Annotated in this window: 21 protein-coding genes and 4 tRNA genes; 15 read left to right on the top strand and 10 right to left on the bottom strand. The window is 66.6% G+C overall.

What is annotated here, in order from left to right; genetic code table 11:
• Positions 1-17 precede the first annotated feature (17 nt).
• From ABZ815_RS50345 to ABZ815_RS50325, 5 genes are all read left to right on the top strand, one after another.
• Positions 18-719, top strand: a complete 702-nt coding sequence (locus ABZ815_RS50345) for a response regulator transcription factor (RefSeq protein WP_357709964.1) — start codon at positions 18-20, stop codon at positions 717-719.
• Positions 716-2,179 carry an ATP-binding protein gene (locus tag ABZ815_RS50340; protein ID WP_357709962.1) on the top strand — a complete coding sequence of 488 codons (1,464 nt, stop codon included), beginning with the start codon at positions 716-718 and terminating at the stop codon, positions 2,177-2,179. The genes ABZ815_RS50345 and ABZ815_RS50340 overlap by 4 nt, the downstream gene beginning before the upstream one ends.
• A 91-nt stretch (positions 2,180-2,270) precedes the next feature.
• Positions 2,271-3,152, top strand: coding sequence for a polyphosphate polymerase domain-containing protein (locus tag ABZ815_RS50335; RefSeq protein ID WP_357709960.1), 882 nt, complete (start codon positions 2,271-2,273; stop codon positions 3,150-3,152).
• Positions 3,149-3,835, top strand: a complete 687-nt coding sequence (locus ABZ815_RS50330) for a DUF4956 domain-containing protein (protein ID WP_357709958.1) — start codon at positions 3,149-3,151, stop codon at positions 3,833-3,835. Before ABZ815_RS50335 ends, ABZ815_RS50330 begins: the two co-directional genes overlap by 4 nt.
• 9 nt (positions 3,836-3,844) lie before the next feature.
• Positions 3,845-5,470, top strand: coding sequence for a CotH kinase family protein (locus ABZ815_RS50325; protein ID WP_357709956.1), 1,626 nt, complete (start codon positions 3,845-3,847; stop codon positions 5,468-5,470).
• A 1,149-nt stretch (positions 5,471-6,619) separates the two neighbouring features.
• On the opposite strand, the gene ABZ815_RS50320 is transcribed toward ABZ815_RS50325, so the two are convergent.
• From ABZ815_RS50320 to ABZ815_RS50310, 3 genes are all read right to left on the bottom strand, one after another.
• Positions 6,620-7,165 carry a hypothetical protein gene (locus ABZ815_RS50320; protein WP_357709954.1) on the bottom strand — a complete coding sequence of 182 codons (546 nt, stop codon included), beginning with the start codon at positions 7,163-7,165 and terminating at the stop codon, positions 6,620-6,622.
• A 51-nt stretch (positions 7,166-7,216) separates the two neighbouring features.
• Entirely contained in the window at positions 7,217-9,004 is a 1,788-nt protein-coding gene (locus ABZ815_RS50315) for a GMC family oxidoreductase (protein ID WP_357709952.1), read from the bottom strand.
• Positions 9,005-9,517: 513 nt separating this feature from the next.
• Positions 9,518-10,246 carry an SDR family oxidoreductase gene (locus ABZ815_RS50310; protein ID WP_357709950.1) on the bottom strand — a complete coding sequence of 243 codons (729 nt, stop codon included), beginning with the start codon at positions 10,244-10,246 and terminating at the stop codon, positions 9,518-9,520.
• Between the two features lie 83 nt (positions 10,247-10,329).
• Between ABZ815_RS50310 and ABZ815_RS50305 the strand changes: the two genes are divergently transcribed.
• The 4 genes from ABZ815_RS50305 (at position 10,330) to ABZ815_RS50290 (ending at position 14,998) form a co-directional block, all read left to right on the top strand.
• Positions 10,330-10,602: a phosphopantetheine-binding protein gene (locus tag ABZ815_RS50305; RefSeq protein WP_355207545.1), complete on the top strand. Its 273-nt coding sequence runs from the start codon at positions 10,330-10,332 to the stop codon at positions 10,600-10,602.
• 47 nt (positions 10,603-10,649) lie between these two features.
• A complete protein-coding gene (locus ABZ815_RS50300; protein ID WP_357709948.1) occupies positions 10,650-11,774 on the top strand; it encodes a cytochrome P450 in 1,125 nt (374 codons plus the stop codon).
• Positions 11,775-11,815: 41 nt separating this feature from the next.
• Complete coding sequence (locus ABZ815_RS50295) at positions 11,816-13,441, top strand: AMP-binding protein (RefSeq protein ID WP_357709946.1); 1,626 nt, start codon at positions 11,816-11,818, stop codon at positions 13,439-13,441.
• A 351-nt stretch (positions 13,442-13,792) separates the two neighbouring features.
• Positions 13,793-14,998 carry a tyrosine-type recombinase/integrase gene (locus ABZ815_RS50290; protein ID WP_357709944.1) on the top strand — a complete coding sequence of 402 codons (1,206 nt, stop codon included), beginning with the start codon at positions 13,793-13,795 and terminating at the stop codon, positions 14,996-14,998.
• Positions 14,999-15,079: 81 nt separating this feature from the next.
• Here the strand turns inward: ABZ815_RS50290 and ABZ815_RS50285 are convergent.
• A tRNA-Lys gene (locus ABZ815_RS50285) sits at positions 15,080-15,155 on the bottom strand.
• Between the two features lie 49 nt (positions 15,156-15,204).
• Complete coding sequence (locus ABZ815_RS50280) at positions 15,205-16,359, bottom strand: acyl-CoA dehydrogenase family protein (protein ID WP_357709942.1); 1,155 nt, start codon at positions 16,357-16,359, stop codon at positions 15,205-15,207.
• Positions 16,360-16,450: 91 nt separating this feature from the next.
• Between ABZ815_RS50280 and ABZ815_RS50275 the strand changes: the two genes are divergently transcribed.
• On the top strand, positions 16,451-16,744 hold the full coding sequence (locus ABZ815_RS50275) for a PspC domain-containing protein (protein ID WP_357709940.1): 294 nt from the start codon (positions 16,451-16,453) through the stop codon (positions 16,742-16,744).
• On the opposite strand, the gene ABZ815_RS50270 is transcribed toward ABZ815_RS50275, so the two are convergent.
• Positions 16,745-18,031, bottom strand: a complete 1,287-nt coding sequence (locus ABZ815_RS50270; protein WP_357709938.1) for an MFS transporter — start codon at positions 18,029-18,031, stop codon at positions 16,745-16,747.
• 109 nt (positions 18,032-18,140) lie between these two features.
• Complete coding sequence (locus ABZ815_RS50265) at positions 18,141-18,482, bottom strand: metallopeptidase family protein (protein ID WP_357709936.1); 342 nt, start codon at positions 18,480-18,482, stop codon at positions 18,141-18,143.
• A 96-nt stretch (positions 18,483-18,578) separates the two neighbouring features.
• Here ABZ815_RS50265 and ABZ815_RS50260 point away from each other — a divergent pair, with 96 nt between their 5' ends.
• The 4 genes from ABZ815_RS50260 (at position 18,579) to ABZ815_RS50245 (ending at position 20,405) form a co-directional block, all read left to right on the top strand.
• Entirely contained in the window at positions 18,579-20,084 is a 1,506-nt protein-coding gene (locus ABZ815_RS50260) for a metallophosphoesterase (protein ID WP_357709934.1), read from the top strand.
• Positions 20,085-20,157: transfer RNA gene (locus tag ABZ815_RS50255), tRNA-Glu, on the top strand.
• Between the two features lie 91 nt (positions 20,158-20,248).
• A tRNA-Asp gene (locus ABZ815_RS50250) sits at positions 20,249-20,323 on the top strand.
• A gap of 5 nt (positions 20,324-20,328) precedes the next feature.
• Positions 20,329-20,405, top strand: a tRNA-Phe gene (locus ABZ815_RS50245).
• A 459-nt stretch (positions 20,406-20,864) separates the two neighbouring features.
• On the opposite strand, the gene ABZ815_RS50240 is transcribed toward ABZ815_RS50245, so the two are convergent.
• The 3 genes from ABZ815_RS50240 to ABZ815_RS50230 form a co-directional block, all read right to left on the bottom strand.
• Complete coding sequence (locus ABZ815_RS50240; RefSeq protein ID WP_357709931.1) at positions 20,865-21,443, bottom strand: site-specific integrase; 579 nt, start codon at positions 21,441-21,443, stop codon at positions 20,865-20,867.
• A gap of 827 nt (positions 21,444-22,270) precedes the next feature.
• Positions 22,271-23,080 carry an endonuclease/exonuclease/phosphatase family protein gene (locus tag ABZ815_RS50235; protein WP_357710026.1) on the bottom strand — a complete coding sequence of 270 codons (810 nt, stop codon included), beginning with the start codon at positions 23,078-23,080 and terminating at the stop codon, positions 22,271-22,273.
• Between the two features lie 294 nt (positions 23,081-23,374).
• The gene (locus tag ABZ815_RS50230) at positions 23,375-23,983 is read right to left on the bottom strand and encodes a DUF6461 domain-containing protein (protein ID WP_357709929.1); all 609 of its coding nucleotides are present in this window, start codon (positions 23,981-23,983) and stop codon (positions 23,375-23,377) included.
• 333 nt (positions 23,984-24,316) lie between these two features.
• On the opposite strand from ABZ815_RS50230, the gene ABZ815_RS50225 reads away from it, so the two are divergent.
• Positions 24,317-24,703 (top strand): hypothetical protein, encoded by a 387-nt coding sequence (locus ABZ815_RS50225; RefSeq protein WP_357709927.1) that lies wholly within the window; start codon positions 24,317-24,319, stop codon positions 24,701-24,703.
• Positions 24,704-24,764: the final 61 nt, after the last annotated feature.

Here is a 24,764-nt window from a genome sequence, read left to right as displayed (position 1 = left end):
GCAGGTAGAACGATGTGGTGAACGAACAACTCGCCGCGAAAGTGCTGGTGGTCGACGACGAGCCGAACATTCGCGAGCTGCTGTCGGAGGCTCTGGAGCTGAACGGCTTCGCCGTGCGGACGGCCGCGGACGGCCGTCAGGCGTTGCGGGAGGTGGCCCGGGAGCGGCCGGACATCATCGTGCTGGACGTGATGATGCCCGGTCTGGACGGGTTCGCGGTCGCGCGCAGGCTGCGCGAGGCCGGTGACAGCCCTCTGGTGCTCTTCCTGACCGCCAAGGACGCGGTGCCCGACCGGATCGCGGGGCTGACCGCCGGTGGCGACGACTACGTGACCAAGCCGTTCAGCCTGGAGGAGGTCGTGCTGCGGCTGCGGGCGATCCTGCGCAGGACGCGTCCGCCGGAGGAGCAGATCGACGACGGCGTCCTGCGGTACGCGGACCTGGAGCTGGACGAGCAGGCCCACACCGTACGGCGGGCCGGGCGGTCGATCCATCTGTCGCCGACCGAGTTCAGCCTGCTCAGGTACCTGATGATCAACGCGGAACGGGTGGTCAGCAAGGCGCAGATCCTCGACCGCGTCTGGGACTTCGACTTCGACGGCGAGAGCAGGATCGTCGAGTCCTACATCAGCTACCTGCGGCGGAAGATCGACGCCGAGGGGCCGCCGCTGATCCACACCCTGCGCGGCGTGGGCTACCGATTGCAGAGCACGTCGTGAGGGTGGCACGCCGTCCGTGGCCGCTGCGGCTGCGCCTGCTGGTGGCCCTGCTCGGCTTGTCGGCGGCGGGGCTGGCCGTCTTCGCGATCGCCGGCACCGTGATGCTGGAGCAGTCGCTGCTCTCGCGCGTGGACGCGCAGCTCGCCGAGTTCTCCGCGACCACCTCCGCCCGCCGGCCGCCGATCGGACCTCCGCCGCCGCCCGGGAGCGTCCAGTTGCCGACCCAGTTCCGGATCGCCGTCTACGACCCCTCGGGGCGATTGGCCCGCGTGATCCCCACGGATACGACGGGCGGCCCGCAGGTCCCGGCCGAGGCGATCTCGTCCGTGCCGTACCGGCCGTTCACCGTGCAGGACCGGAGCGGGCGGGAGGACTGGCGCGTCCTGCTCAGGGAACTGCCGAACGGCGAGCGCATCGCCCTGTCGATGTCGCTGGAGGCCAACCGCGCCACCGTGCAGCAGTTGCTGGTCATCGAGGCCGCCGCAGGAACGCTGGTGCTCGTGCTGCTGGGCGCCGTGGCCTGGGCGGTCGTACGGCTGGGCCTGCGCCCGCTCACCCGCGTCGAACGCACGGCGCGGGCGATCTCCGCCGGCGACCTCGACCGAAGGGTCGCCGACACCGATCCGCGTACCGAGATCGGGCGGCTCGGCCAGACGCTCAACACGATGCTGGAACGACTGTCCACCGCCCTCCGCGCCCGCCAGCAGTCGGAACAGCGGCTACGCCATTTCGTCGCCGACGCCTCCCACGAACTCCGTACGCCGCTCACCTCCATCCGGGGCTTCGCCGAGCTCTACCACCACGGCCAGGGCCCCCGGGACGCGGTGGCCGAGCGGCTGCTGCGCAGGATCGAGGCCGAGGCCGAACGCATGGGCGTCCTGGTGGAGGACATGCTGCTGCTGGCCCGGCTGGACCAGGAGCCCACCCTGGAACCCACCGTCGTGGACCTGCACGTGCTGGCCGGGGACGTCGTCCACGCCGCCCAGGCCCGCGACCGCGAGCGGCCGATCCGGCTGGTCGTCTCCGCCGAGCCGGTGTTCGTGCTCGGCGACGAACACCGCCTGCACCAGGTCATCGCCAACCTGGTCGGCAACGCCATGCGGCACACGCCTCCTGACGCGGAGATCCGGGTCGAAGTCGCCCCCCGCGCCGTCGCCGGGGTCCCCGCTCCCGGAGTCGTGCACGCCGGCGACGGGCCCGCCGCGCACACCAGGGCCGCGCTGGTCGAGGTGCGCGACGAAGGGCAGGGCATCGAGCCCGGCCATCTGCCGCACGTGTTCGACCGCTTCTACCGGGCCGACCCCGGCCGCTCCCGCGACAGCGGCGGAACGGGCCTGGGCCTGGCCATCGCCGCGGCGCTCGTGCAGGCGCACGACGGCCGGATCGAGGTGACCAGCGTCCCGGGCCGCGGCACCACCTTCCGCGTGCTGCTGCCACTCGAACAGCACCGGGACGACTGAGCCCGCCGGCGGTTCACCTTCTCGTCAGACGCGGTTCACACATTGTTCCCAGCTTCGTGCTGTCAGATGTGTGCTGACGAAAGGAGGGACCTTGCTGAAAAGGTTCCGCAAACCAGCCGTCTCCGCAGCCAAAAGCGCCGATCAGCCCCCGTCCGAGGCGGACGGCGACCAGGGCCACCGGCTGCGGGCCCCCAGCAAGCTGCACGCCTTCAACCGCTACGAGATCAAGTACCTCGTGGACACGTCGGAGGCGGTCGCGCTGCGGGAGGAGATCGAGCAGCGACTCGATCGCGACCAGCACAGCGGAGACGCGGGCTACGGCATCTGGAGCGTCTACTACGACACCCGGCAGCTGCGCTTCTACTGGGAGAAGATCGAGGGGCTGAAGTTCCGCAGGAAGCTGAGGGTGCGCCACTACGGCGACCGCTTCTCCGTGGACGGCTCCACGCCGGTGTTCGTCGAGATCAAGCAGCGGGTCAACCGGGTCACCCAGAAGCGGCGGGTGTCCCTCCCGTACGCCGACGCGCTGCGCCTGTGCGACGGACGGCAGATGGTCGAGCACGACCCCTCCCAGCGCGCCTTCCTGGAAGAGGTGCTCGACCTGGTGCTCCGCCTGGACCTGCGGCCCGTCGCCATGACCGGCTACCAGCGGCACGCCTACCTCGGCCGCGACGCCGACGTGGGCCTGCGGGTGACGTTCGACCAGCGCATCCGCGGCCGCGACCGGGACTTCCACCTCGGCGCCGACGCCGAGAACCGGCTCATCGTCCCGGCCGGCAAGTCGATCGTGGAGGTCAAGGCCAACGAGCGGGTGCCGTACTGGCTGACCGACCTGACCGCCAAGCGGAACCTGCAAGTGGTGCGGGTCTCCAAGTACTGCCAGAGCGTCGAGGCCCACGGGCTGGCGCCGCGCTCGATCTTCCACGTTCCCGACCACGACCTCATCCCCTCGACCGTTCTCTCGGAGGCATGACCCCCATGGACTTCTCCTTCCAGGACCTGTCCGGCACGTTCAGCGTGGCCGACATCGCGATCGCGATGGCCCTGTCGTTCGTGCTCAGCGCCATGATCGGCTGGGTGTACCGGGCCACGCACCGCAACGTGTCCTACAGCCAGTCGTACGTCCAGACGCTGGTCGTCCTGGGCATGCTGATCTCGCTGATCATGCTGGTCGTCGGGTCCAACATCGCCCGCGCCTTCGCCCTGGTCGGCGCCCTGTCGGTGGTGCGGTTCCGCAACGCCATCAAGGAGACTCGCGACGTCGGGTTCATCTTCCTGGTGATGGGCGTCGGCATGGCCGTCGGCACCCGCTTCTACCTGCTGGGCATCGTCGCCGCCGTCGCCATCTCGCTGATCGTCATGGTCATGCACCGGTTCAACTGGTTCCAGCTCAACGTGCGGCGCCAGGTCGTCAAGGTCCAGGTCCCCTCGGATGAGGACTTCACGGCCTCGATCCAGGACGTGCTCGTCCGGCACACCGACGAGTTCGAGCTGGTCAGCATGGAGTCGATCAGGGCGGGGGCACTCACCGAACTCATGTACACCGTCAAGATCAAGAAGGGCAGCGAGCCGGGCGACCTGATCAGCTCCCTGCGCGAGCGCAACCACGGCCAGTCGGTCACCGTCCTGACCGGATACGACCAGACCGACCTGTAGGCCCGGCACATGGCACAGACCAAGCAGCTCAAGCACCGCGTCCCCGTCAAACTCCGGCAGAACTGGAAGCTGGTCGCGCTGTGCGCGGCGTTCCTGGCCGCCTGCTGGGGCGTCTTCGGCAGCGGCACGATCCGCCCGTACGTCACCACCGCCCAGTCCGCCGAGGCCAGGACCGTCACCACGAACCTGACCGGCGCCAAGGACCTGTTCGACGCCTCCACGGCGCACGAGGTGAAGCTCACCTTCACCGACGAGGCCTACCAGGACATGCTGAGCGAGTACTTCAAGGACGGCGAGAAGAAGTACGTCGAAGCCGACCTGACCATCGACGGCACCCGCGTCCCGAGCGTCGGCGTCCGCCTCAAGGGCAACTCCACGCTGGGGCAACTGACCTGGAAGGGGCAGTCCAAGCGGCGGGCCGTGCCCGGCGGCGGCCGGCGGCCGGAAGGGATGCCCGACGGCTTCCAACCGCCCGAGGGCTTCCAACCCCCTGAAGGCTTCCAGCCACCCGGCAACGGTCAACCCCAGAACGGGCAGCCACCCGGCAACGGGCAGCCGCAGGGCCAGGGCGGGCCGCCCGGAGGCGGCATGTTCGGCGCCTCCCTGAAGGCCGAGGAACCGGAGAACCTGCCCTGGCTGATCAGCTTCGACGAGTTCGTGGAGGGCCGCCGCTACCAGGGGCACACCCAGGTCGCCGTACGGCCGGCCGCGATGGGCTCGACGACGATGCTGAACGAAGCGCTCGGCATCGCGCTGGTCGGCGCCTCCGGCGAGCCGACCCAGCGCTCGGCCTACATCGCCTTCACCGTCAACGGCCGCTCCTCCACCCCGCGCCTGGTGGTGGAGTACCTGGACGAGGGCTACGCGGCCGAACTCGGCGACGGCGTGCTGTACAAGTCACTGGCCACCGGCTCGTTCACCTACAAGGGTGAGGACCAGACCGAGTACACCAACGACTTCAAGCAGATCAACAAGGTCGGCGGCAAGGACCTCCAGCCGGTCATCGACCTGGTCAAATGGACGAGCGAAGCCTCCGACGCTGAGTTCGCCGAGGGCCTGGCCGACCGCCTGGACGTGACCTCGTTCGCCCGCTACCTGGCCCTGCAGCACATCATGGTCAACTTCGACGACATGGCCGGCCCCGGCAAGAACTACTACCTGTGGTACGACTCGGGCACAAAGAAGTTCAAGGTCATCACCTGGGACCTCAACCTCGCCTTCAGCGGCGACGCCAAGAGTGGCGTGAACGACACGATCGGGATGGGCGGCTTCGGCCGGGGGCGGGCCTCGCAGAACCAGCCGGGGCAGCCGCCTCAGGGCTTCACCCCGCCCGAAGGCGGCGAACAGGGCCGTCCAGGCGGCGGTGGGATGATGCGCATGAGCCACCCCTTGAAGGAGAAGTTCCTCAAGAACGCCACCTTCAAGAAGCTCTACGAGGACCAGTACCGCGCCCTGTACACCAAGCTCCTGGCCAACGGCACCGCCTCCGGCCTGCTCGACGACCTCGTCGCCGCCTACAAGCTGAACGACGGAGCCGACACCGCCAAGGTCGACGCGGAGGCCAGGACGCTGCGCACGTTCCTCCAGACCCGGACCGAGACCCTGCGCTCGGACAAAGCGATCATCGGCGCCTGACGCGCACGCGGTGATGGGTTCCCCGGGCCCAGCCAGGCGAACCCATCACAACGTGCCCGCCCGAACCCGATACGGCCGTTGCCGGGAGCTCTTCAAACTGAAGGCGTGGAGGACGGTGGCTTGCAGAAACGCTTGACCTGATACATGTCGTAGCCAGGTGAGCGGCCCCCGCCCCGCTGTCGTGGTTGTCAGGGCGCCCAGGCACGTGTTGCCGAAGAGCACTTGACGAGCACGAACTCGACCATCCTCGCCTCTCAGAAGAGGCTCAGTAACCGAGAAAGCCCAGGTCGGATGGGGTGTGGTGTGGTAGGGCGCCCGGGGCTCGAACCCGGAACCTACGGATTAAAAGTCGCCGTTTAAAATGCCGACCACTATCGAATCGTGTCTCATTGTGTCGCGGTGTCATGCATTGCCCGCACTCGAAATGTCCAAGAATGCCGCCCGGTGTTATGCCGTATCAGGTGCCGACGAGCATCGAACGAGCAACCACGGGGCGGATGGCATCCCTTGACCGTTCTTACTTTACCTCCGATTGGCGAGCTGATACCCCGGATGGTTTGCGGTCCGGGAGGGGTTTGATGCGGTCGGTCCCTAACGGACCTGTGATGATCGTTCAGAAACGAGCGAATCCGGGATGGGGCCGCCACGCACAGTTCGACGACCACGTCACGGCGCCTGGCCGGCAGATCGGCCAGGCGCCGCTGGTAGGGCCACGAAAGCCGGATGACCTGCGCGGATGGCGTTATCGGCAGGCGCACTGGTGTCCAAGCGGCTGCTGGGGCGGGGCCGTTCGACTCGGCACCGCGCCCAGCAGATCCTCACCAAGGGCAACGGCATTCCGTACGCCGATGTGCCGCTATGGAGCATGGCCCTGGTCCGCCTCTGCACACCGACGCGGGCGTCGGGCAGCTGCACCCCGACCCGTGGCAGCTTTACCTCCTGCTGGCTGACTGGGCCAACGTGCGCGGCCAGGTCGCTGCAACCTCGGCACGGATCGGAAAGCAGCTCGGCGTCAGCGGCCGAACCGTCCGTAGAGCCTCCGGCACCTCTTGGCCGCCGAGGGGGCACTTCTCCCACAGGACGCCATCGCGCTCTGCCGCCGGCTTGCCGTCGCCGAGCTCACCACAGCTCACGGCGGCAATGGCCGATTCAGTAGGTGCCGTAGAGCCAGTTCCCAGGGGCGTCGGAGTCCGTGCTCGTGAAGAACTCTTCGACCAGCTTGCGCCACTCGTCCAGGTCCAGGTAGCCCCGACCTTGGAGATCCAGGCGCTGGAACGCCTGAACCATATCTCGCCGCGCCAGCCCGCATCCGACGGCGAAGATGTCCACATACTCGTCCTTGATCAGGCGCCCGTCCCCGTTGACGTCGGCGACCTCGAAGAACGCGTCGCCAGCACCACGGAACGCCTCGGCTCCCTCGGCGTCGGAGAGCGCCGCCGCCACCCTCTGCGAGACCTCCTCGCGGGTGATTCGACGGTCGCCGTCGGCGTCCATGGGGGACAGGACCGTCTTCCACCAGTGCTCCAGAGCCGCGCGCAGGCGCTGCGCCTCGGCGGAAGTGGGGGCATAGCCGCGGATCCGGGCGTAGCGGTCACCGATGGCTACGATTGTTGGCAAGGTCAGCGCGCCGGCCCCATCCGGGTCGAGTACGTTGAAGAAGTGGTTGATTTTGCGCTCTTGAAGCTTGGTGAACATGGAGGATCCTTTCCGTTGTGACTCTCCGATAACACACCGTTGCGTCGATTTTTAGTCGCCTGCATCATGAAGAATGTCGATACTGGCCTTCTGAGAGAGGGTTTGGACAGCTGCGATAAGGAACAGGCCGGGCATCTTCGGAAATACCGAGGCATCTACGATGCGCAGCCCTTCCACTCCGTGGACCTTGAAGGAGCTGTCGACGACCGAGTCATCGATGGTCCTTCCGAGCGGGTTGGAGCACGCCGCATGGTGGCCGTAGTGCTCCTTACGAATGAAGTCGCCGAGATCCTGGACGTCGGGGCCGGGGAAGATCTCGCCTTCGCCGGGTTCGACGCGATTCAGCTCGCGGCACATCTCGATGGCCTGTGTCAGCGCGGCAAGGTCCTTTTCTCCACCCGCACCGTTGCCGAACGCGCGGAAGTTGATATCCGGACAGCGGGTTGGGTCGCCTGAACGCAGGCGCACGTAGCCGTTCCGGTCCCCGGTGTACCCCATGAGCGTCAACCAGGTCCAGGACTGCCCGACGTGTGCGAACGCCTCCTTGACCCAACCCGGGTGGTGGGCCCGGAACTGGATAGGCACCCCTATCGTGACGCAGTTGGTGGCGGATCCGTCGGCGCCCTCGGTGCGATAGGTGATGCAGGGAATGCCGAACTGGCCCAGCTGAGAATTCTCTGGGTCGGCCCGCCATCCGGACAGGCAGACGCTCAGCCGTGGTCCTGTCGGGCTGAGCGACTTGATGAGTGCGCCTACATAGGGATTTTCCGCCAGCTCCGGTAGGGCGTAGCGGTCGATGACTGAGATTTCACGCCGGTCCTGCAGGTTGGTGCCGACGCAAGGTGAGTCGACGAGGACTTCGATGCCGTGGGCCCGCAGGTGGTCGGCGGGGCCGATTCCACTCAGCATGAGGATCTGCGGGCTGTTGTAGGTGCCGCCCGCGATGATGACCTCGCGACGAGCTCGGACCACCTGTCGAAGAGCTGCCCGCTCCTCCTCGGTCGTTTCCTGAAATTTTGGTGAGGCTTCGTATAGATGACGTCCGTTCAGGAACTGGACGCCTACCGCCCTGGGGCCTGTCTGTCCGGGCTCGAAGAGGATTTTCTCTACCAATGCATCGCACTGGATTTCGAGCGTCGGGCAGTTTCGCTCGGCCGAGATGAGGCGATCCCGGACACCTTGGCGCACGCCGGCCTTGATCCCGATCTGGAGGTTCCAGGGTCCTGAAGTGCCGACGTTGTCCTTGTCGTTGAGCTCGCCCGAACGTTCGGCGTCCCCCATTGACTTGAGGAACCAGTTCGGGCCCTCAAGTGACGTGATCAGGCTGCCAGGATCGGTTCGCGGAGACTCCAGTTGGGCGAACGGGTCCTTGGAGGAAACGGCCTGCCATTCGAGCACTTTTTGCCAGTGCTGCCACATGGCTTCGTGGTGCCATCCATTGTCACCCGTCAACTCCATGATGTCGTCCCAGTCGCTGTGCGCTGGGTACATGATGATGCCGGAATTGTGGATGGCACAGCCGCCGAGGGCTGACGCTCGGGGGTAGAGGACCCCGTCCTTTTCATCGACCCACATGTCACCGTGAGCGGCTTTGCCCCCGTCGTTATGCTGAACCCAGTACTCCCAGGCCACCTCAGGGTCCTCGGTGGCTTGTGCGAAGAATATGGGAACGTCCCGGTAGACCTCGTTGCCGCTGGGCGGACCCGCCTCGAGAACGAGCACCGAGAAGCCGGCCTCAGCGAGATTTGCGGCGACAGGTCCGCCGCCAGGCCCAGAGCCGACGACGATGTAGTCGTAGGTTGACGTTTCTGGCGAATCATCTGCTAGAAAGTTTTCCATTTGATGTCCCGGAGAATCGCAGGTCCGGTCCCATGCGCATTGCACTGCCGCAGAACCGTCGAGTACGGACAGTGGTCAGTTAAGCACTTAGAGTAATCAGCGTCTGTGGCTGCTTGGTAATCCTTTGGTGGCCGGCTGGGCGGCGAAGGGCCCGGTGGCTGCTGGCAAGGGTGGAGCGATCTTCAGGGCAAGATCCACGAATGGCCCGTGATCGTCGTTCTGGTCGGTTTCGATCTTGCTCTCCTGGTGGGCTGGGCAGCCCTGTGAGCCGTCTGCCGCTGCGGTGGGCGGAGGTTCCACGGGCCTCGGGGGTTTCCGGATCGAAGGGGCGGATTAGTCTTGGTTAGCCGGGGTCGGGCAGGAGGGCGAGCCGGTTCAGGACCGTGCTGAGGAGCCGTGCTCCAGGTGGCAGGCGCACCTGGAGGCGGCGGGCGTGGGTGGCGATCCGGGCGGGCGCGGACCCGAGTGGCGGGCCTTTCAGCTCGCAACTCGGTGACTACTCGTGGATCCGGGTCAGAGAAGGCCTCCGGTGGCGCTGATGGTCTGCCCGGTGATCCACCCGGCATCGGGGCCCGCGAGGAAGGCGATGATGCCGGCGATGTCGTCACCAGTTCCCAGACGGCCCAGGATGGTGTTGCGTGCGGCGCGTGCGTGGAGCTTTTGCGGCAGCGATTGCTCGAGCATGGCGGTGTCGGTGGCGCCGGGGGCGACACAGTTGACCGTGATGCGGCGTACTCCTAGTTCCAGAGCGGCGATGGCGGTGAACTGCTCGACGGCGGCCTTGCTGGCCGCGTAGATGGCGTTCCCCGGGGCCGGACGCTGCGTGCCGATCGAGGACATGTTGATCACGCGGCCATCGTCGGCGAGGCGGATTGCCGCGTGCTGGAGCGCAAGGAATGTGCCTTTGGCGTTGACGGCCATCACTGTCTCGTAGGTTGCTTCACTGGCCTCTTCGATCCGTCCGCTAGGCAGCCAGACCGCGGCGTTGTTCACCAGGATGTCGAGGCGCCCGACAGCCTGCTCGGCCAGGTCGAACAGGCTGGCGACGTCGGAGGCTACTCCGATATCGGCTTGTATCGGCCGTGCGCCGGTGGCGGCCGCGACCTCGTGGGCCGCATCCGTGGCTTGGCGGTATCCGAAGGCGACCTGTGCTCCTTCTGCTGTGAGCCTTTCGACGATGGATCGTCCGATACCGCGAGATCCGCCAGTGACCAGTGCCGTCTTACCCGACAGTGCGCCCATGCCCATCCCTTGACTCTGAGTTTTGATACGCCTACACAGGGTAACCATCAGAGCGAGAAACCCTACGTCTGGGAGGGCATCTGTTGAGTGCCCAGGAAACGGACAGCCAAGCGATCCTTGAGGTTCTGGTGGCAGCGGTCCGCAGCATCCGGCCGGAGTTGACCGGGCCGATCAGCGGCGAGGAGCACATCGCCGCCGAACTGGGCCTGGATTCGATCGATCGAGTGGAGCTGCTATTGGCGCTGGAAGAGGCGTTCGGCATGGAGGAGGAAGTGGATCCGCGGATCTTCATGACCCCCCCGACCCTCAACGGCCTGGTGGAGCAGATCTGTGTCTCACAGGTGGCTTCCCGATGAGCGGTTGCCCGGTTCCTGGATCGCGGATCTACCTACGTGGCTCGGCCATGGCCGAGCACTTCTTCAATGCCGCCGACTCGGAGCTGTCCCACGCTCATGGCTGGGACCTGATCTTCGGTGAGCGGTTCGGCAGAGGACTGCTCAACCTTGACGATGAACCGCACAGAGCAGCCCGCAGAGCGTTGATGGCGGTCCTGAACCGGAAGGCGACGGCCGAGTACGCTCCGGTGGCCAGCGAGATCCTCGATCGCGTCGTCCCGGCACTGCCCGTCGATGAGCCCGTCGACCTGCACGCCTTCACCAAAAAGGTGACATTCGAGGTCGCCGCGGCTGTCTTCGCGGGGCTGTCGGCGTCGGAGGCGTCGGAACTCCTTGGTTTGTTCGCCACGCTGCAAGCGCCCGATCTCGAACTCGGCACACCCGGCGGAGACCGTCTGATCCGTGACATCGCCCGGAGCCGCCGCCGGGTTCGCACGCTTTTGCTGACCGCGGTCGACCGGGCACACGCCGTGGAAGACGAGCGGAGCTACGGGGTGGCGAGGTTGGTGGCGCGCCTGCGCACATTGCCCGGCCCTCCGACGGATGAGGAGATCGCCGGCCACATCGCGATCTTGCTTCTCGCTGGATTCGAGACAACGGCGTATCTTTCGGCCCGATTGTTGTGGCTGCTCGCTCGCCACCCGGCAGAGCAGAGCGCCGTTCGCAGGGATCTCGCTGCCTCGGAGCCAGGCGACTCACAGCTCATGGAGGCTGTCTTCTCCGAAACCGCGCGGCTGCACCCGCCGCTGTTCTGGTTGCCGCGCCGAGCCGAGACGGACCTGGTCTTCGGAGACACATTGCTGTCTGCCGGCACTGAAGTGTTCTACTCCATCGCCGACACACAGCGCGATCCCGCGTCCTTCGCCGATCCAGACGAATTCCGACCCCAGCGGTTCACCTCAACCGACACCACGCGCAGCCGCTTCGCGATGACTCCGTTCAGCGCAGGCCGACGGCTCTGCGCAGGTATCCACGTGGGAACAATGAAGACCAAGCTGATCGCCGCTGCCGTACTGCACCACTTCAGCCTCCATGCTCCACCAGGCCCTCACATCGGCGACACATCGCCTAACGGCACCAGTGTCACCCCCGCCGAGCCGCTCCTGGTGCGGCTGCAGGAGGTCATGCGATGAGTAGCGGAGGCGACAGGGGCCGAGCTCTGGACTGTGCCACCTTGGCCGAAGCGGCGTCCTTGCTGGATCCCGGTGTGACGGTGTCCTTCCCCGGCACGGGAGAGCGGCTCACGGCTGCCGACCTGGACCGCGAATCCGAGCGATTCGCGGCCGGGCTGGTGGCCGCCGGAGTGAAACCGGGTGAGGTCGTCGGACTGCTGCTGCCCACCGGCCCTCAGGTGTTGCTCGGGTTGCTGGGCGTGGTGCGCGCCGGCGCCGCAGCCAGCATGCTGAGCGCGGCGGCCGGGACACCCGAGCGGTCCGCCGAGAGGCTGGCGCTCGTTGTCAGCACCGCTCGGATGCGTTACCTCGTCGTGCATGAGGACCACTCCGACATCGGGCACGCCCTCCAGCGGATGTCGCCCGGCCTTGTGGTGCTGGACGCGAGCCTGGCCGCGCCACCCGGCCGGCTTCCGGAGGTCGCCGAGGGTGACCTGGCCGTCCTGCAGTACACCTCGGGCAGCACCGGCCATCCCAAAGGGGTGATGCTGCCGCACTCGGCCGTGCAAGCCGCGCTCCGGTCGATCGTCGCCTCCGCGCGCCTGACCCGGCAGGACACGATGGTGACCTGGCTGCCGCACTACCACGACATGGGCCTGTTCGGCCTGCTGGCACCGCTCATGGCCGGTGGCAGTGCCCAGGTCCTGTCCCCGCTTGCCTTCATCCGGCGGCCGGCCCGCGTCCTGCAAATCCTGTCCGACCACGGCGGAACCCTGCTCATGGGGCCGAACTTCTCCTACGACCGTATCGTGGCCGCCGCCACCCCCGAGCTTCTGTCCAACCTTGATCTTTCCCGCTGGAGGCTGGCGTTCAATGGCGCCGAACCGGTGAAGGCCTCCACCGTGGAAGCCTTCACCAAATGCTTCGCCTCAGCGGGAGTACCGGAGTCTGTGATGTACCCGGTGTATGGAATGGCCGAAGCCACCCTGCCCATCACGTTTCCCAAACCTGGAACCGTCCCGCGCATCATCCACGTGGACCGGACGGAACTCTCCGACCACAGCCGGTGCGCGCTGGTAGCCCCCCACCATCCAGCCGCTAAACCACTGGTGAGCGTCGGCCGCCCGGTCCAGGACATGCGATTGAGACTCATCGACGCGACCGGAGCCGAGTGTGCGCCGGGACAAGTCGGCGAGATCCAGATCAGCGGCCCTTGCGTGACCTCCGGCTACTACGCCAACCGATCCGCCACCGCCGCACTTTTCGAAGGCCCATGGCTGCACACCGGCGACCTCGGATTCCAACTCGACGGCGACCTGTTCATCGCCGGCCGCACCAAGGAAATGATCATCGTTCGGGGGCAGAACTACTTCCCTGAAGACGTCGAAGACCTCGCTGCCCGGCAGACCGGTGTGCATCGCGGCCGGTGCGTCGCCTATGCCGAGAACGAACACGTCGTGGTCGTCGCCGAAATCGCCCCTAGCTACGACCCGTCCGTCGTCTGCACCGAAATCCACCAGTTGATAGCCGATCACCTGGCTCTGACGGCCGTGCACGTTCACCCAGTGCGGCCGGGCTGGCTGTCCCGCACCACCAGCGGGAAATGGCAACGTGCCCTGACTCAAAGGCGGATCAGAGAACAGAACACCCTCTTCGCCAGCACCGGCCCCGATGCCCCAGGCGACTAGCGATCTTTGGTCGCGGCTTTCTGTAGTTCACGACGCCCGGGAAGGCGAACTTGGGCGGCGTAGCCGTCGGCGCCCAAGTAGCGACAGACTTCGATCTATTCGTTGGTCTGCTCGGCCGGCACCGCGTCGACCAGCCGGATGATCGAGGCCCGGTCCGTGTGGATCCGTTTGGTAGCTCGTCCTGAGTCTTTGCTCTCGCCTGGTTGTCGGCGGCCGATGTCGGTGTTGTCCTGCCCTTAATGGCGATCAAGAAAGGACGGGACAATGAGACACCGCCAGGATCGCATCGTGGTGTACAAGCGATGTGGATGCGTCGATGCGCGTACGAGTAGGCAGCTGGGCGGAAGCTGCGTGCGGCTGGAGGAGGACGGGCATGGTAGCTGGTACTTCGCAGTCCAGGTAAGTGGCCCGGCCGGGCGTCGCGAGCGGCTCCGGCGTGGCGGGTTCACCACTGCCGAACAGGCTTACCGCGCGGGTGGTGAGGTGATCGCCGCCGATCGGGACGGCGGGCTGGGGGCGGGATATACGGTGGCGCGATGGCTGCGCTGCTGGCTACAGGCTCAGCAGGGACTGCGGCCCAGCACCCGCGAAGGCTACGCCGATCACGTACGCCTGCATCTGATCCCGTACTTGGGCCGGATCGAGCTGGCCCAGCTCACAACCCTAGACCTCAGCCGCATGTTCGCCGCCCTCGCCGGACGGCGCACCCGCTACGGCAAGTCGATCGCGCCCTCCACCCTGCACCGGATCCGGGCAACGCTGCGCGCGGCATTGAACGCCGCAGTGCGTGAGGGCCTGATCGCCTCCAACCCGGCACGCTTGATCCGGCTACCCGCGCCCTCCCGGCCGTATCCGCAGGTGTGGACCGACCGGCGGGTGGCCGCCTGGCGGCGCGAGGACGAACACCCGACGGTAGCGGTGTGGACTGCCGACCAACTAGCCGAATTCCTGGCCTTCGCCCGACGCGATCGGCTGTACACGTTGTGGCAGCTGATCGCGCTGCGCGGGCTACGCCGCGGAGAGGCAGCCGGGCTACGCTGGATCGACCTGGATCTGGACCGGCGAGAACTCGCGGTCAACCGGCAACTGGTGCACACCGACGCCGGCCTGATCGCCTGCCCGCCGAAAAGCGCCGCCAGCCAGCGGATCATCGCCCTGGACCCGCAGACGGTTCGCCTGCTATGCCGTCACGAGCAGACCGAGCGGCGGCGACTGGGCGACGCTTGGCGGGAAACAGGCCCGATCTTCACGCGGGTGGACGGATCTCCCCTACGACCGGACTATCTCACCGTCCGGTTCCGAAACCTTGTCCGCGCGAGCGGCCTGCCACCGATCCGGCTGCACGACCTGCGCCACGGCACCGCCACCCTCGCCTTGGCCTGCGGCACCGACCTGCGGGTCGTGCAGGGCACGCTCGGACACGGCAGCATCGTGGTGACCTCCGACATCTACACCTCGGTGCTGCCAGAGGTGTATCACCGCTCAGCCCAGGCGATCGCGCGGCTGGTGCTGGGCAAGGCGCGCAGGACCGGCCGCAAACTCCGGAAGGCGGCCTGACCAAGTGACCCAGGTGTGACCCACATGTGTCTCACGATCAGCAAGAAACTTTCCCATAAGGGAAGGAACCGCAGGTGGGGGTGGTAGGGCGCCCGGGGCTCGAACCCGGAACCTACGGATTAAAAGTCCGCAGCTCTGCCAATTGAGCTAACGCCCCTCGCACGAGCAAGGGTACAGAGATTACCGCCCCGCCCGCGACGCCTCCATCACCGGTAAGCGGCCAGCCCCGTGAGAGCCTCGCCCAGCACCAGTGTGTGAATCTCCTGGGTACCCTCGTACGTCAGCACAGACTCCAGATTGTTCATGTGCCTGATCACAGGGTACTCCAGGGTGATCCCGTTTCCCCCCAGGACGGAACGGGCCTGGCGGGCGATGTCCAGGGCGGCCCGTACGTTGGCCAGCTTGCCGAAGCTGATCTGCCGGGGCTCCAGCCGTCCCTCGTCCTTCAGCGCACCAAGGTGCAGGGCCGTGAGCTGGGCCTGGGCGGCGGCGACGTACATCCAGGCCAGTTTCTCCTGGGTGAGCTGGAAGGCCCCGATCGGCTTGTCGAACTGCACGCGGGTCTTCGCGTAGTCCACCGCCGACTCCAGGCAGGCGCGGGCGGCCCCGACGACCCCCCACAGGATGCCGAAACGGGCCTCGGAAAGGCACGACAGCGGGCCCTTGAGGCCGGTGACCCCGGGAAGCACGGCGGAGGCGGGCAGGCGGAGGTCGTCGAAGTACAGGGACGAGGTGACCGATGCCCTAAGGGACAACTTCTTGTGGATCTCAGGGGCGGAGAAACCCGGCGTGGAGGTGGGGACGACGAAGCCGCGGACGCCTTCGTCCGTCTGCGCCCACACCACGGCGACGTCGGCGATCGAGCCGTTGGTGATCCACATCTTGGAGCCGTTGAGAATCCAGTCGGATCCGTCCCTCTTGGCGTACGTGCGCATGTTCGCCGGGTCGGACCCGTGGTCCGGCTCGGTCAGGCCGAAGCAGCCGATGGCCGTGCCGGCCGCCATGCGCGGCAGCCACTCCTCCTTCTGCTGGTCGGAGCCGTACCGCCAGATGGGGAACATCGCCAGCGAGCCCTGCACCGACACGAACGAGCGCAGGCCCGAGTCGCCCGCCTCCAGCTCGCGGCAGGCCACGCCGTAGGAGGTTGCGTCGGTGCCGGCGCACCCGTAACCCTCCAGATGCATCCCCAGCAGGCCGAGCGAGCCCAGCTCCGGCGCGAGTTCGCGCGCGGGGAAGACGGCCTCCTCGAACCAGTCGCCCACGTGCGGAAGGACGCGGTCGGAGACGAAAGACCGGACCGTGTCGCGGATCAGCCGCTGGTCGCCGTTGAGTCGGTCGTCGAGGCGCAGCAGGTCGTCCATGGCGGGTCCTCTCCTCGCGTAAGGGGTTACCAGGGTTCTACCAGGGGGAATCCTGATGTGCTAACACCACCCCCAGGGGCAGTCTTGAGACATGAACGAATTCAGCGAGTACAACGTCAAGAAGCTGCGTCGCACCAACAAGGGCCGGGTCGTCGCGGGCGTCTGCTCGGGCATCGGTGAGTACGTCGGCGTCGACGCGAACCTGGTCAGGGTCGCCCTCGCCATCGCCACCCTGTTCGGCGGGGTCGGCGTCGGGGTGTACGCGATCGGCTGGCTCCTGATGCCGTCCGAGGAGCGGGACACCTCGATCGTCCAGGACCTGATCAAGCAGCAGCAGCAGAAGAACGCCACCGACTGGACCGGCGAGCACAAGCCGCAGCAGTGATCAGGCCGGCGCCTGGGCGGGCACTTCCTGGGCATTACGGTCGTCCCGGGACTCGGTCCACATCAGGGCGAGCACGGCCGCCGCGATCACTCCGGTGATGCCGGAGAGTGCGACCACCAGCTCAGGACCGAGTCTCTCCGCCGCGAACCCGCCGACCAGGATCCCCAACCCCTGGACGGCCATCAGCCCCGACTGCACCAGCCCGAAGGCCTGGCCACGCCGCTCCGGCGGCACACTCTGGACGAAAGCCGCGTTCGCCGCGAGCTGGTACGCCCCACCGATCCCCGACAGAACCCATGCGGCCAGCACCACCGCGAGCGGCGGCCGGAGCGCCGTCACCGCCAGGGGCGCGCAGCTCAGCATGGCCATCCAGCCCATCAGGCGCAGCCGCCGCGCCGGCGTCACGTACCTGCTGAACAGGAAGGCGCCCACCACCGTGCCCGTCGGCATCGCGGCCATCAGCAGACCGGTGATCACGGGCACCGACAGCGTCCCCGTGGCGAGTTCGGCGGCGTAGGGCACGGCGATGCCCTCAGGGAGGATGTAGAAGCCGCACAACCACGCGAACAGCACCAGTGTTCGCAACCTGCGCGAGCCGAAGACGAGTGAGGCTCCCGCCCTGGTCATCGCCCACATGGACGGCTTCGCGCCCCCCTGGTCGGCGGCCGGCCGCGGACGTACGCCCGAGACCAGGATCAGGGCCGAGGCGAGGAACGTGGCCGCGTCGAGAGCGAGCGCCCGGTAGGGGCCCAAGGTGGCGATCACCGCTCCGCCCGCAGCGAACCCCAGCATCTGTACGGCCTGGTTCGTCATGTTCTGCAACGCGGAGCCGACGACGTACCGGTCGCCTTCGAGCACCTCGGGCAGCAGCGCCGCGCGCGCGGCCGAGAACGGGGCACTGAGCAGCACCACGAAGAACACCAGCACGCACAACGCCCAGAACGGCATCATCGGCAGCGCCATCACGCCGACCAGGACCGCGCGGACGACGTCGCAGGTCATCATGACGCCCCGGCGCGCGAACCTGTCGGCCAGCCCCGCCAGCAGCGGCCCCCCGACGATCGACGGGAGGTATGTCAGCGCGTAGACGGCCGCGGTGGCCAGGGCCGACCCGGTGCGGGAGTAGACGAGGACGGCGAGCGCGACCTGGGCGAGCTGGTCACCGAGCAGGGACAGGCCCTGGCCGTACCAAAGCGCCCGAAATTCCCGGATGGCGATGACCTCGCCGTAGGTGGCCTGATCTGTCTCGGCACGGCGATGCCGTCCCGGCGGCCTACCTGCCTGCATGGCCCCCATTGGACTCCGCTGTGCCTGACTCACCGTGTTCGCTATGTGACCTAAGGTGCCCGATCATGAGGCAAGGCGCAACCCAAAGAAGTCAACGAGAAGCAAAGGGTCACCAGCCCAGTTCGTGAAGTCTGTCATCACTGATCCCGAAATGGTGTCCCACCTCGTGGACAACAGTGATGCGCACCTCGTTAACGACTTCCTCTTCTGTCCTGCATATCTGGCATATGGGATTGCGGTAGATCTCGATCCGGTCGGGCAGGACACCTGAGTACCAGTCGCCGCGTTCTGTGAGGGGGACACCGGTGTACAGGCCGAGCAGGTGGGGCTCCGGCGGATCATCGACGACCGTGACGACGACGTTGCTCATGACACGGGTGAGCTCGGCGGGGATCGTGTCCAGAGCCTGGGCCACGAGCTCCTCGAACTTCTCCCGCGAAACCTCGATCACGCATGCCATTCTGCCCTGCCGGTCAGGTATGCAAGAAACTGTATGAAGTTCGTTGACAGGTCGAAAGCAGTCATTCGGTCGCGCGCGACAAGGGTCGTGGCGGTGCTCATGGTGGCCGCCGCCGGCGCCTGGCTGGGCATATTCCTGAGCGGCACCGTGCACGCCCAGGTCGGTCCCGTCGAGACGGGCATGTCTCTCAGGCCCGCCTGGCGCGGCGAGACGGTCGTCGACGCCAGCCCTCTCGGCACGCTGACCTTCCGGACCCACGACGCCCCGCTCAGGCTCCGCATCACCCTGGAGAACATCGACCAGGAGCGCGCCAAGGCGCTCATCGAGGATCCCAAACTGGCCGACCGCCTGCCGGGCCTCATCGAGAGCGACCTCCTGGACGGCGTGCGGGCCCTGGCGGTCCGCAGCATGCTCTGTGCCGGGGCGGGGGCCCTGATAGCCGTCCTGATGGTCTACAGGCGCCCCAGGACGGCTCTGGTGGGCCTTCTGGCGGCCTCTGTGGGCCTCGCGGGCACCGGGGCGCTCGCCGCCCTCACGTTCCGTCCGAGCTCGCTCGTGGAGCCGCGCTACTCGGGGCTCGTCGCCGCCGCGCCGTCGCTGGTGGGCAGCGCGGAGTCGATCGTGACGAAGTTCGAGTCGTACCGGTCGCAGCTCACCAAGCTCGTCACGAACGTCTCGAAGCTGTACGACACCGTCTCGACCCTGCCCCTGTACGACGCCGACCCCAAATCCATCCGCGTCCTGCACGTCTCGGACATCCACATCAACCCCATCGCCTGGAACGTCATCCGCTCGCTCAAGGACCAGTTCGCCGTCGACATGATCATCGACACCGGCGACATCTCGGACCACGGGACCAAGCCGGAGAACAAGTTCGTCGACGAGATCAGCCGCCTCGGGGTGCCGTACGTGTACGTACGGGGCAACCACGACTCCATGATCACGCAGAGGGCGGTCGAGCGGCAGAAGAACGCCGTGGTCCTGGACGACCGCGTGGAGAAGGTCGCGGGCCTGCGCATCTACGGCCTGGGCGACCCCCGCTTCACCCCCGACAAATCGGTGGCCGTCGACTCGGACCCGGACGCGCTCAAACGGTTCGCCCGCGCACGCCTGGCCAACGTGGACAAGGCGGACGTGGTGGCCGTCCACGACCCCGACGTCGGCCGGGGGTTCAGCGGGGCCGCGCCCATGATCCTGGCCGGTCACACGCATGACCGCTCGACGTCCACGCTGCCGTCCGGCTCGCGCATGCTCGTCCAGGGATCGACCGGCGGTGCCGGCCTTCGGGCGCTCGAACACGCCCAGCCCACGCCCGTACAGGCCTCGGTCCTGTACTTCGACCGCGAGACCAGACGCCTGCGCGCCTGGGACGACATCACGCTGGGCGGGCTGGGGGAGCAGTCGGTGTACATCCAGCGTCACGTGGAGGCCGACCCACAACGTATGATTTCTCCGGAGCCAACGAACGCCCCGTCTCCAACGGGATCGATCATCGGCACCGCGTCACCGACCGCCGGTCAGCCACTTTGGCATCAGGGGCAATCGTCCCCTATGCTTCAGAGGTCTCCGACGGAAGGCGACAGGGAATCCTGAGCCCCCATCGTCTAGCGGCCTAGGACACCGCCCTTTCAAGGCGGCGGCACGGGTTCGAATCCCGTTGGGGGCACTTGCGAGCGCTTGGCGCACCGCGAACCGGCTGGTCGAAAGGCCACCGGAAAGCTGGTAAGCTAAGCGAGCGCAAACAGAAAGAAACGCAAGGTCCTGTAGAGCAGTTTGGAGTGCTCGCCACCCTGTCAAGGTGGAGGTCGCGGGTTCAAGTCCCGTCAGGACCGCTCTGGGTCAGGTAGCTCAGTTGGTACGAGCGTCCGCCTGAAAAGCGGAAGGTCGGCAGTTCGACCCTGCCCCTGACCACCAGCTTTGAACAGCAAGAAAGCCCCGAAGCGATTATCGCTCCGGGGCATTTTTGTGTCCGCTGACGGCAACGTCGGCATACGGCTCCTGATTTTCGGCTCCTAGGATCCGAACGTGTCTGAATACAGGTGGCCCGACGAGGGGCCCGGATTCGCCGAGCGGGTGCGCCATGCATGGACCGCGACACGTCAAGCTCTACCGGTGGGGACGCGAGTGACGGGAACGGTCGTCGGCCGGCAGCCTTTCGGGGTGTTTCCTGCGGCTCCCTGGTGTTCCTGACGCGATCGGACTCGCGGAGATCGTCGGGATGCCTGCCGACTGCGAGCTTCCAAAGATCGGTGCCGTGATCGAGGGCAAGGTCATCGGGCACGCCGAGCACAACCATCAAGTGAGAATCGGAATGATTGGACACAAAGACGTCCCGGAGTGAAGACTCCGGGACGCCAAGAGAACGGGATTGCTCTACGCCAGGGCATCACCGAGCTTGCCGAGAGCCTTACGCTTCTCCTCCAGGGAGGCATGCGCGTAAATCGTCATGGTGACCTCGATGTCGCTGTGGCCCACGATCTCCCGGACGATGTGCGGCGGGACGCCGAGGTCCAGGAGGAGGGTCACGCAGGTGTGCCTCATGTCGTGGAGGCGCATCTCACCGAGGCCGGCGGCCTGGCGGACGGCTCCCCAGCTCCGGCGGAGATTGTCGGGCTCCATCGGCGTTCCGCGCCGGGACGGGAAGACGAGCCCGTGATCCTGCCAGTCAGGCCAGGCGTCCGACCGCTCAGCGAACTGCCGCCTGCGGTGCTCCTTAAGGGCGTCGGCGCAGATCTCGGGCAGCGGGATCGTGCGCTCGGAGTTCTCCGTCTTGGGGCGGACGAACCGGAGTTCGCCACCGACGCGCTGGAGGGTCTGGACCACCTCCAGAGAGCCCGCGTCGAGGTCGACGTCCTCCCAGCGGAGGCCGAGCAGCTCCCCTCGGCGCAGGCCGAGGCAGAGGGCCAGGACGTACAGCGCGTGGAACCGGTCCTCGCGAGAAACCCTCAGCACGCGTCGCGCCTGCTCGGTCGTCAGACCACGGTTGACCTTGTACGAGGGAACAGAGACCGTGAGAGCTTCGAGACGTTTCGAGGGATGATCTCCTCGCGTACGGCCTGTTCGAGTGCGTTTCGGAGAACGGCGTGAATGGACTGGATCATTCGCGTGGACAGATGTGAACCGCAGCATTTCGGGGTCTTGAGAGCGCAGCACGTGGGCCGCTCGCGGGAGGCGTCCCATCCATGCTTGCAGCACTGGCATGCCCTGATCAGCTTGTGCGATCAGCTTGGTGAGCTTCCTCATGGGTGTGGCCGTACGCGCGGACGCGCTTGTATGTGCCAGCTGTCGTGAGGACGAAGGCGGCCCCTTTCCCATCGGCCGTCCTTCCGTTGACAGATCGTCCCTTCGCCATTCGAGCGCTTACGAGAGCGGTGATGGGTCCGGCGCTTGGGTTCCTCTTCAGGGGGTCGCGCACGGCCTCGGTCATCAGGCCACCTCCGCCAGGGTCTTGATGCACTCGGTCAGGGCTCCGGCTTCGATGAGGCGCCGGCGGCCGCCGGACCGGGCGGGCGTGCGGCCTCTTCGGGCCGATCCCACCCGACCGGCCCACCGCACATCGAGCGCAGGCTCAGTGACGCCGGGGGAGCCTGACCGCAGACAGCGCCGGAGTGCCGCAAGACCGCCATGAGCAGCGACAGTGAGCTGTTTTCATCCTCGGTGGACCCCATGAAAGAGCCTCAGTGAGGGCGCATCCCAATTCGTCCCTGGCCGGCAGCGTGGATGCGCAAAATTCGGGTTTCGCTGGTAGGGCATGACGAACAACCCGGTGCTGGGCCGGCTCAGCGTGGTGCAGGCGGCGTTGAGCCTGCTCTCACCCAGGCGTGCAACGGGACGTGATCAGACCACGTGCTCCGGGCGTAATCGACGAAGCATTTCCGTACGCGGCCCTCGCCGGCGAACACGTAATCAATCTTCCGCCTGCGGGTCACGTAGGTCCAGCGCCGGCGCGGGTCGCATTCGTCGCGGCCCTTGTAGGCCGCGGCGGCGTCGCGCGGCACAAGGTTGAGGTCGCCGCCGATCACACCCCGGCCGAGCCTGAACAGCTCACGCAACTGGATGTGCCGGTAGGGCCTGCCCTTCTGCCTGTCGTCGTAACTCGATCCCGACGAGAAGTGCGCGGTGCAGAACGCCCGGTCGGCCGTGCAGACGGCGTACCTGCGGGCTCCCCACGGCGGCGAGGTCAGCGGGTGCACGACGAGGCCGGTGTCCGCTCCGGCCACGGCCAGGGTGACGCTCAGCACCCCACGCGGCCTGCCGTTTCTGTCGGGCAGGCACTGGTACGGGGAACCGTCCGAGTACTTCAGCCCGGCCGACCGGACGCTCCAATTCCGGCCGGTACGGCGTTCGAGCTCGTGTTCCAGGTCGGCGTCGGCGCCTGTGCAGAACTCCTGGAGGAAGACCACGTCCGCCTCGGTCGCCAGCACTGCCACGTGCCAGGCCAGCTCGGCGTTCGAGCGGCGAAAGAGCGCGCACCCGGCGTTGGTGCCCGCACAGACGTTCCACGTCATCACGTGGAGGAGAGGTGGCTGTGCCTGTACGGACAGGTTCGGTAACAACAGTCCGGCGATCAGGAGCTGGCTGATCATCATCACCGAGATCCCTCCACACATGATCCGAGCCGTCACAAGATCGCTCAACCGGCATATCTGGCAATCAGGAGCCTATGGGTCTTCATGTGGTCAGACCCGTGCGTACGAGCTGTCGAGAGCCTCTTATGCCAACCCGTCCCGGTTATCTCCTGCTTGATCGGCCCGATCAGGTTGGAAAAGCCTCAGTGTGGACGGCTGATCTGTTCGAGCGCGGCGGCGCTGGGGACGTAGGTGGCCAGCCGCGGGCCGAATGGCACGGAGAATTCCGGCTGATTGGTTCGCTTATGGCTGTGGTTACTGTGAGTCGGGCGCGGCTCCACACAGGTAGACCGACTGTTCCAGCAGTTCCGGCGTCACCTTGACCCCAGTCAGGTACTCGGCCATCGCGAAGAACGACTCACTGCTGTGTGCGGCGTCGAATTCGACCTGCCGCGCGATCTCGGTGAATTCCTCATCCCATTTGGTGAAGGAGTCGATGTCGGAAAAGCTCGGCTCCAAGGCCAGACGCTCCTGGCCGTCTTCCATCCAGAGGAAGTCTTCCCGCCCGTTGACATTGCGGAAATGGGAGACCAGCCGGGTGCCCGCCGACAACCGTCCGGCGATGCTGGGGAGAACGCCCATGAAGCCGTTGGGTTCGACGATGAACGCCCAGTCACCGATGGGTGCGACCCCGAAGAAGTGGCCATATCCGGAGCGGGACCTATCGAGGTCGGAGACCCCTGCCTTGATCAGCTCCTTGAGCCCCATGGGCGGAAAGCCTTCGGCCCCAGTCCGGGTCAGGACCTGCTCAGGTGTCAGCCCGCGAACGAGGGTGAAACAGTATGCCTCCCGAAGATCGGTGTACTGGTCGTGGATGAACCGGCCGAAGGTGAACCAGGCGTAGTCAGCGGCAGTCGCGATCATGCCGACATGCTGCCAGCCGAGAATGACAAAAAGTGGCTGCCGCGTGGCTTCCGTTCCTCGGGCCTGGCGGCCCTGCGGTACGGGGCCACTTGCCACCGAAGGACGAGGGCTGAGCACCGACCGCGTACGTGAGCCGCCACGTGGCCGCCTAGGTCGCCTGTACGTCCGCGCCGCAGACCTGGGACCATGACGGCCTTTGCGAACATGGGCGATACGCAGGCGTACGTCGTACGTCGTACGTCGTACGTCGTACGTCGTACGTCATGCGGCGAACGGAGAACGGAGAACGGGACCGCAGAGCTCATCTGGAGGACCGAGGGGCACGCCCACGGTATGGCTGAGGCCGACAGCCTGCCGATGCCGCCGGAACGGATCTCGCACTTCCTCGACGGACGGCCCGAGGGTCACGCCCCTGGCCTGGTAGCCCTCAGTCTGTCCGCCGGTGACCGGATCCCGCTGTGCACGGACGGACTCGGCGCGGTGGTTTCTCACGCGCTCCTGATGGAGAGTCTGAGTGGGCCAGGCGGATCGGCAGAAGCGGCTGATCGTCTCGAAGCCATTGCTGTGGAGCGCGCTGGTTCGGAGGACATCACTCTGATCGTCATCGAGTTCGTCGATTTCGAGGTGCATCGGAAGGAATGCACGTTCAGTGAGGCTTTTTCATCCCCCTGGCGGCAGGGCGCTGGTCACAGCCTGATCGCGAGCTTGGCGATCGCCTGACGACGTAAGAAACCCCTGGTAGATGGATTGATCACCACAACCAGATCCGTCACAACCAGGG

The sequence above is a fragment of the Nonomuraea sp. NPDC047529 genome (assembly GCF_040642995.1).
Lineage (GTDB): Bacteria > Actinomycetota > Actinomycetes > Streptosporangiales > Streptosporangiaceae > Nonomuraea.
This window is presented reverse-complemented; position numbering and strand designations above follow the sequence as displayed.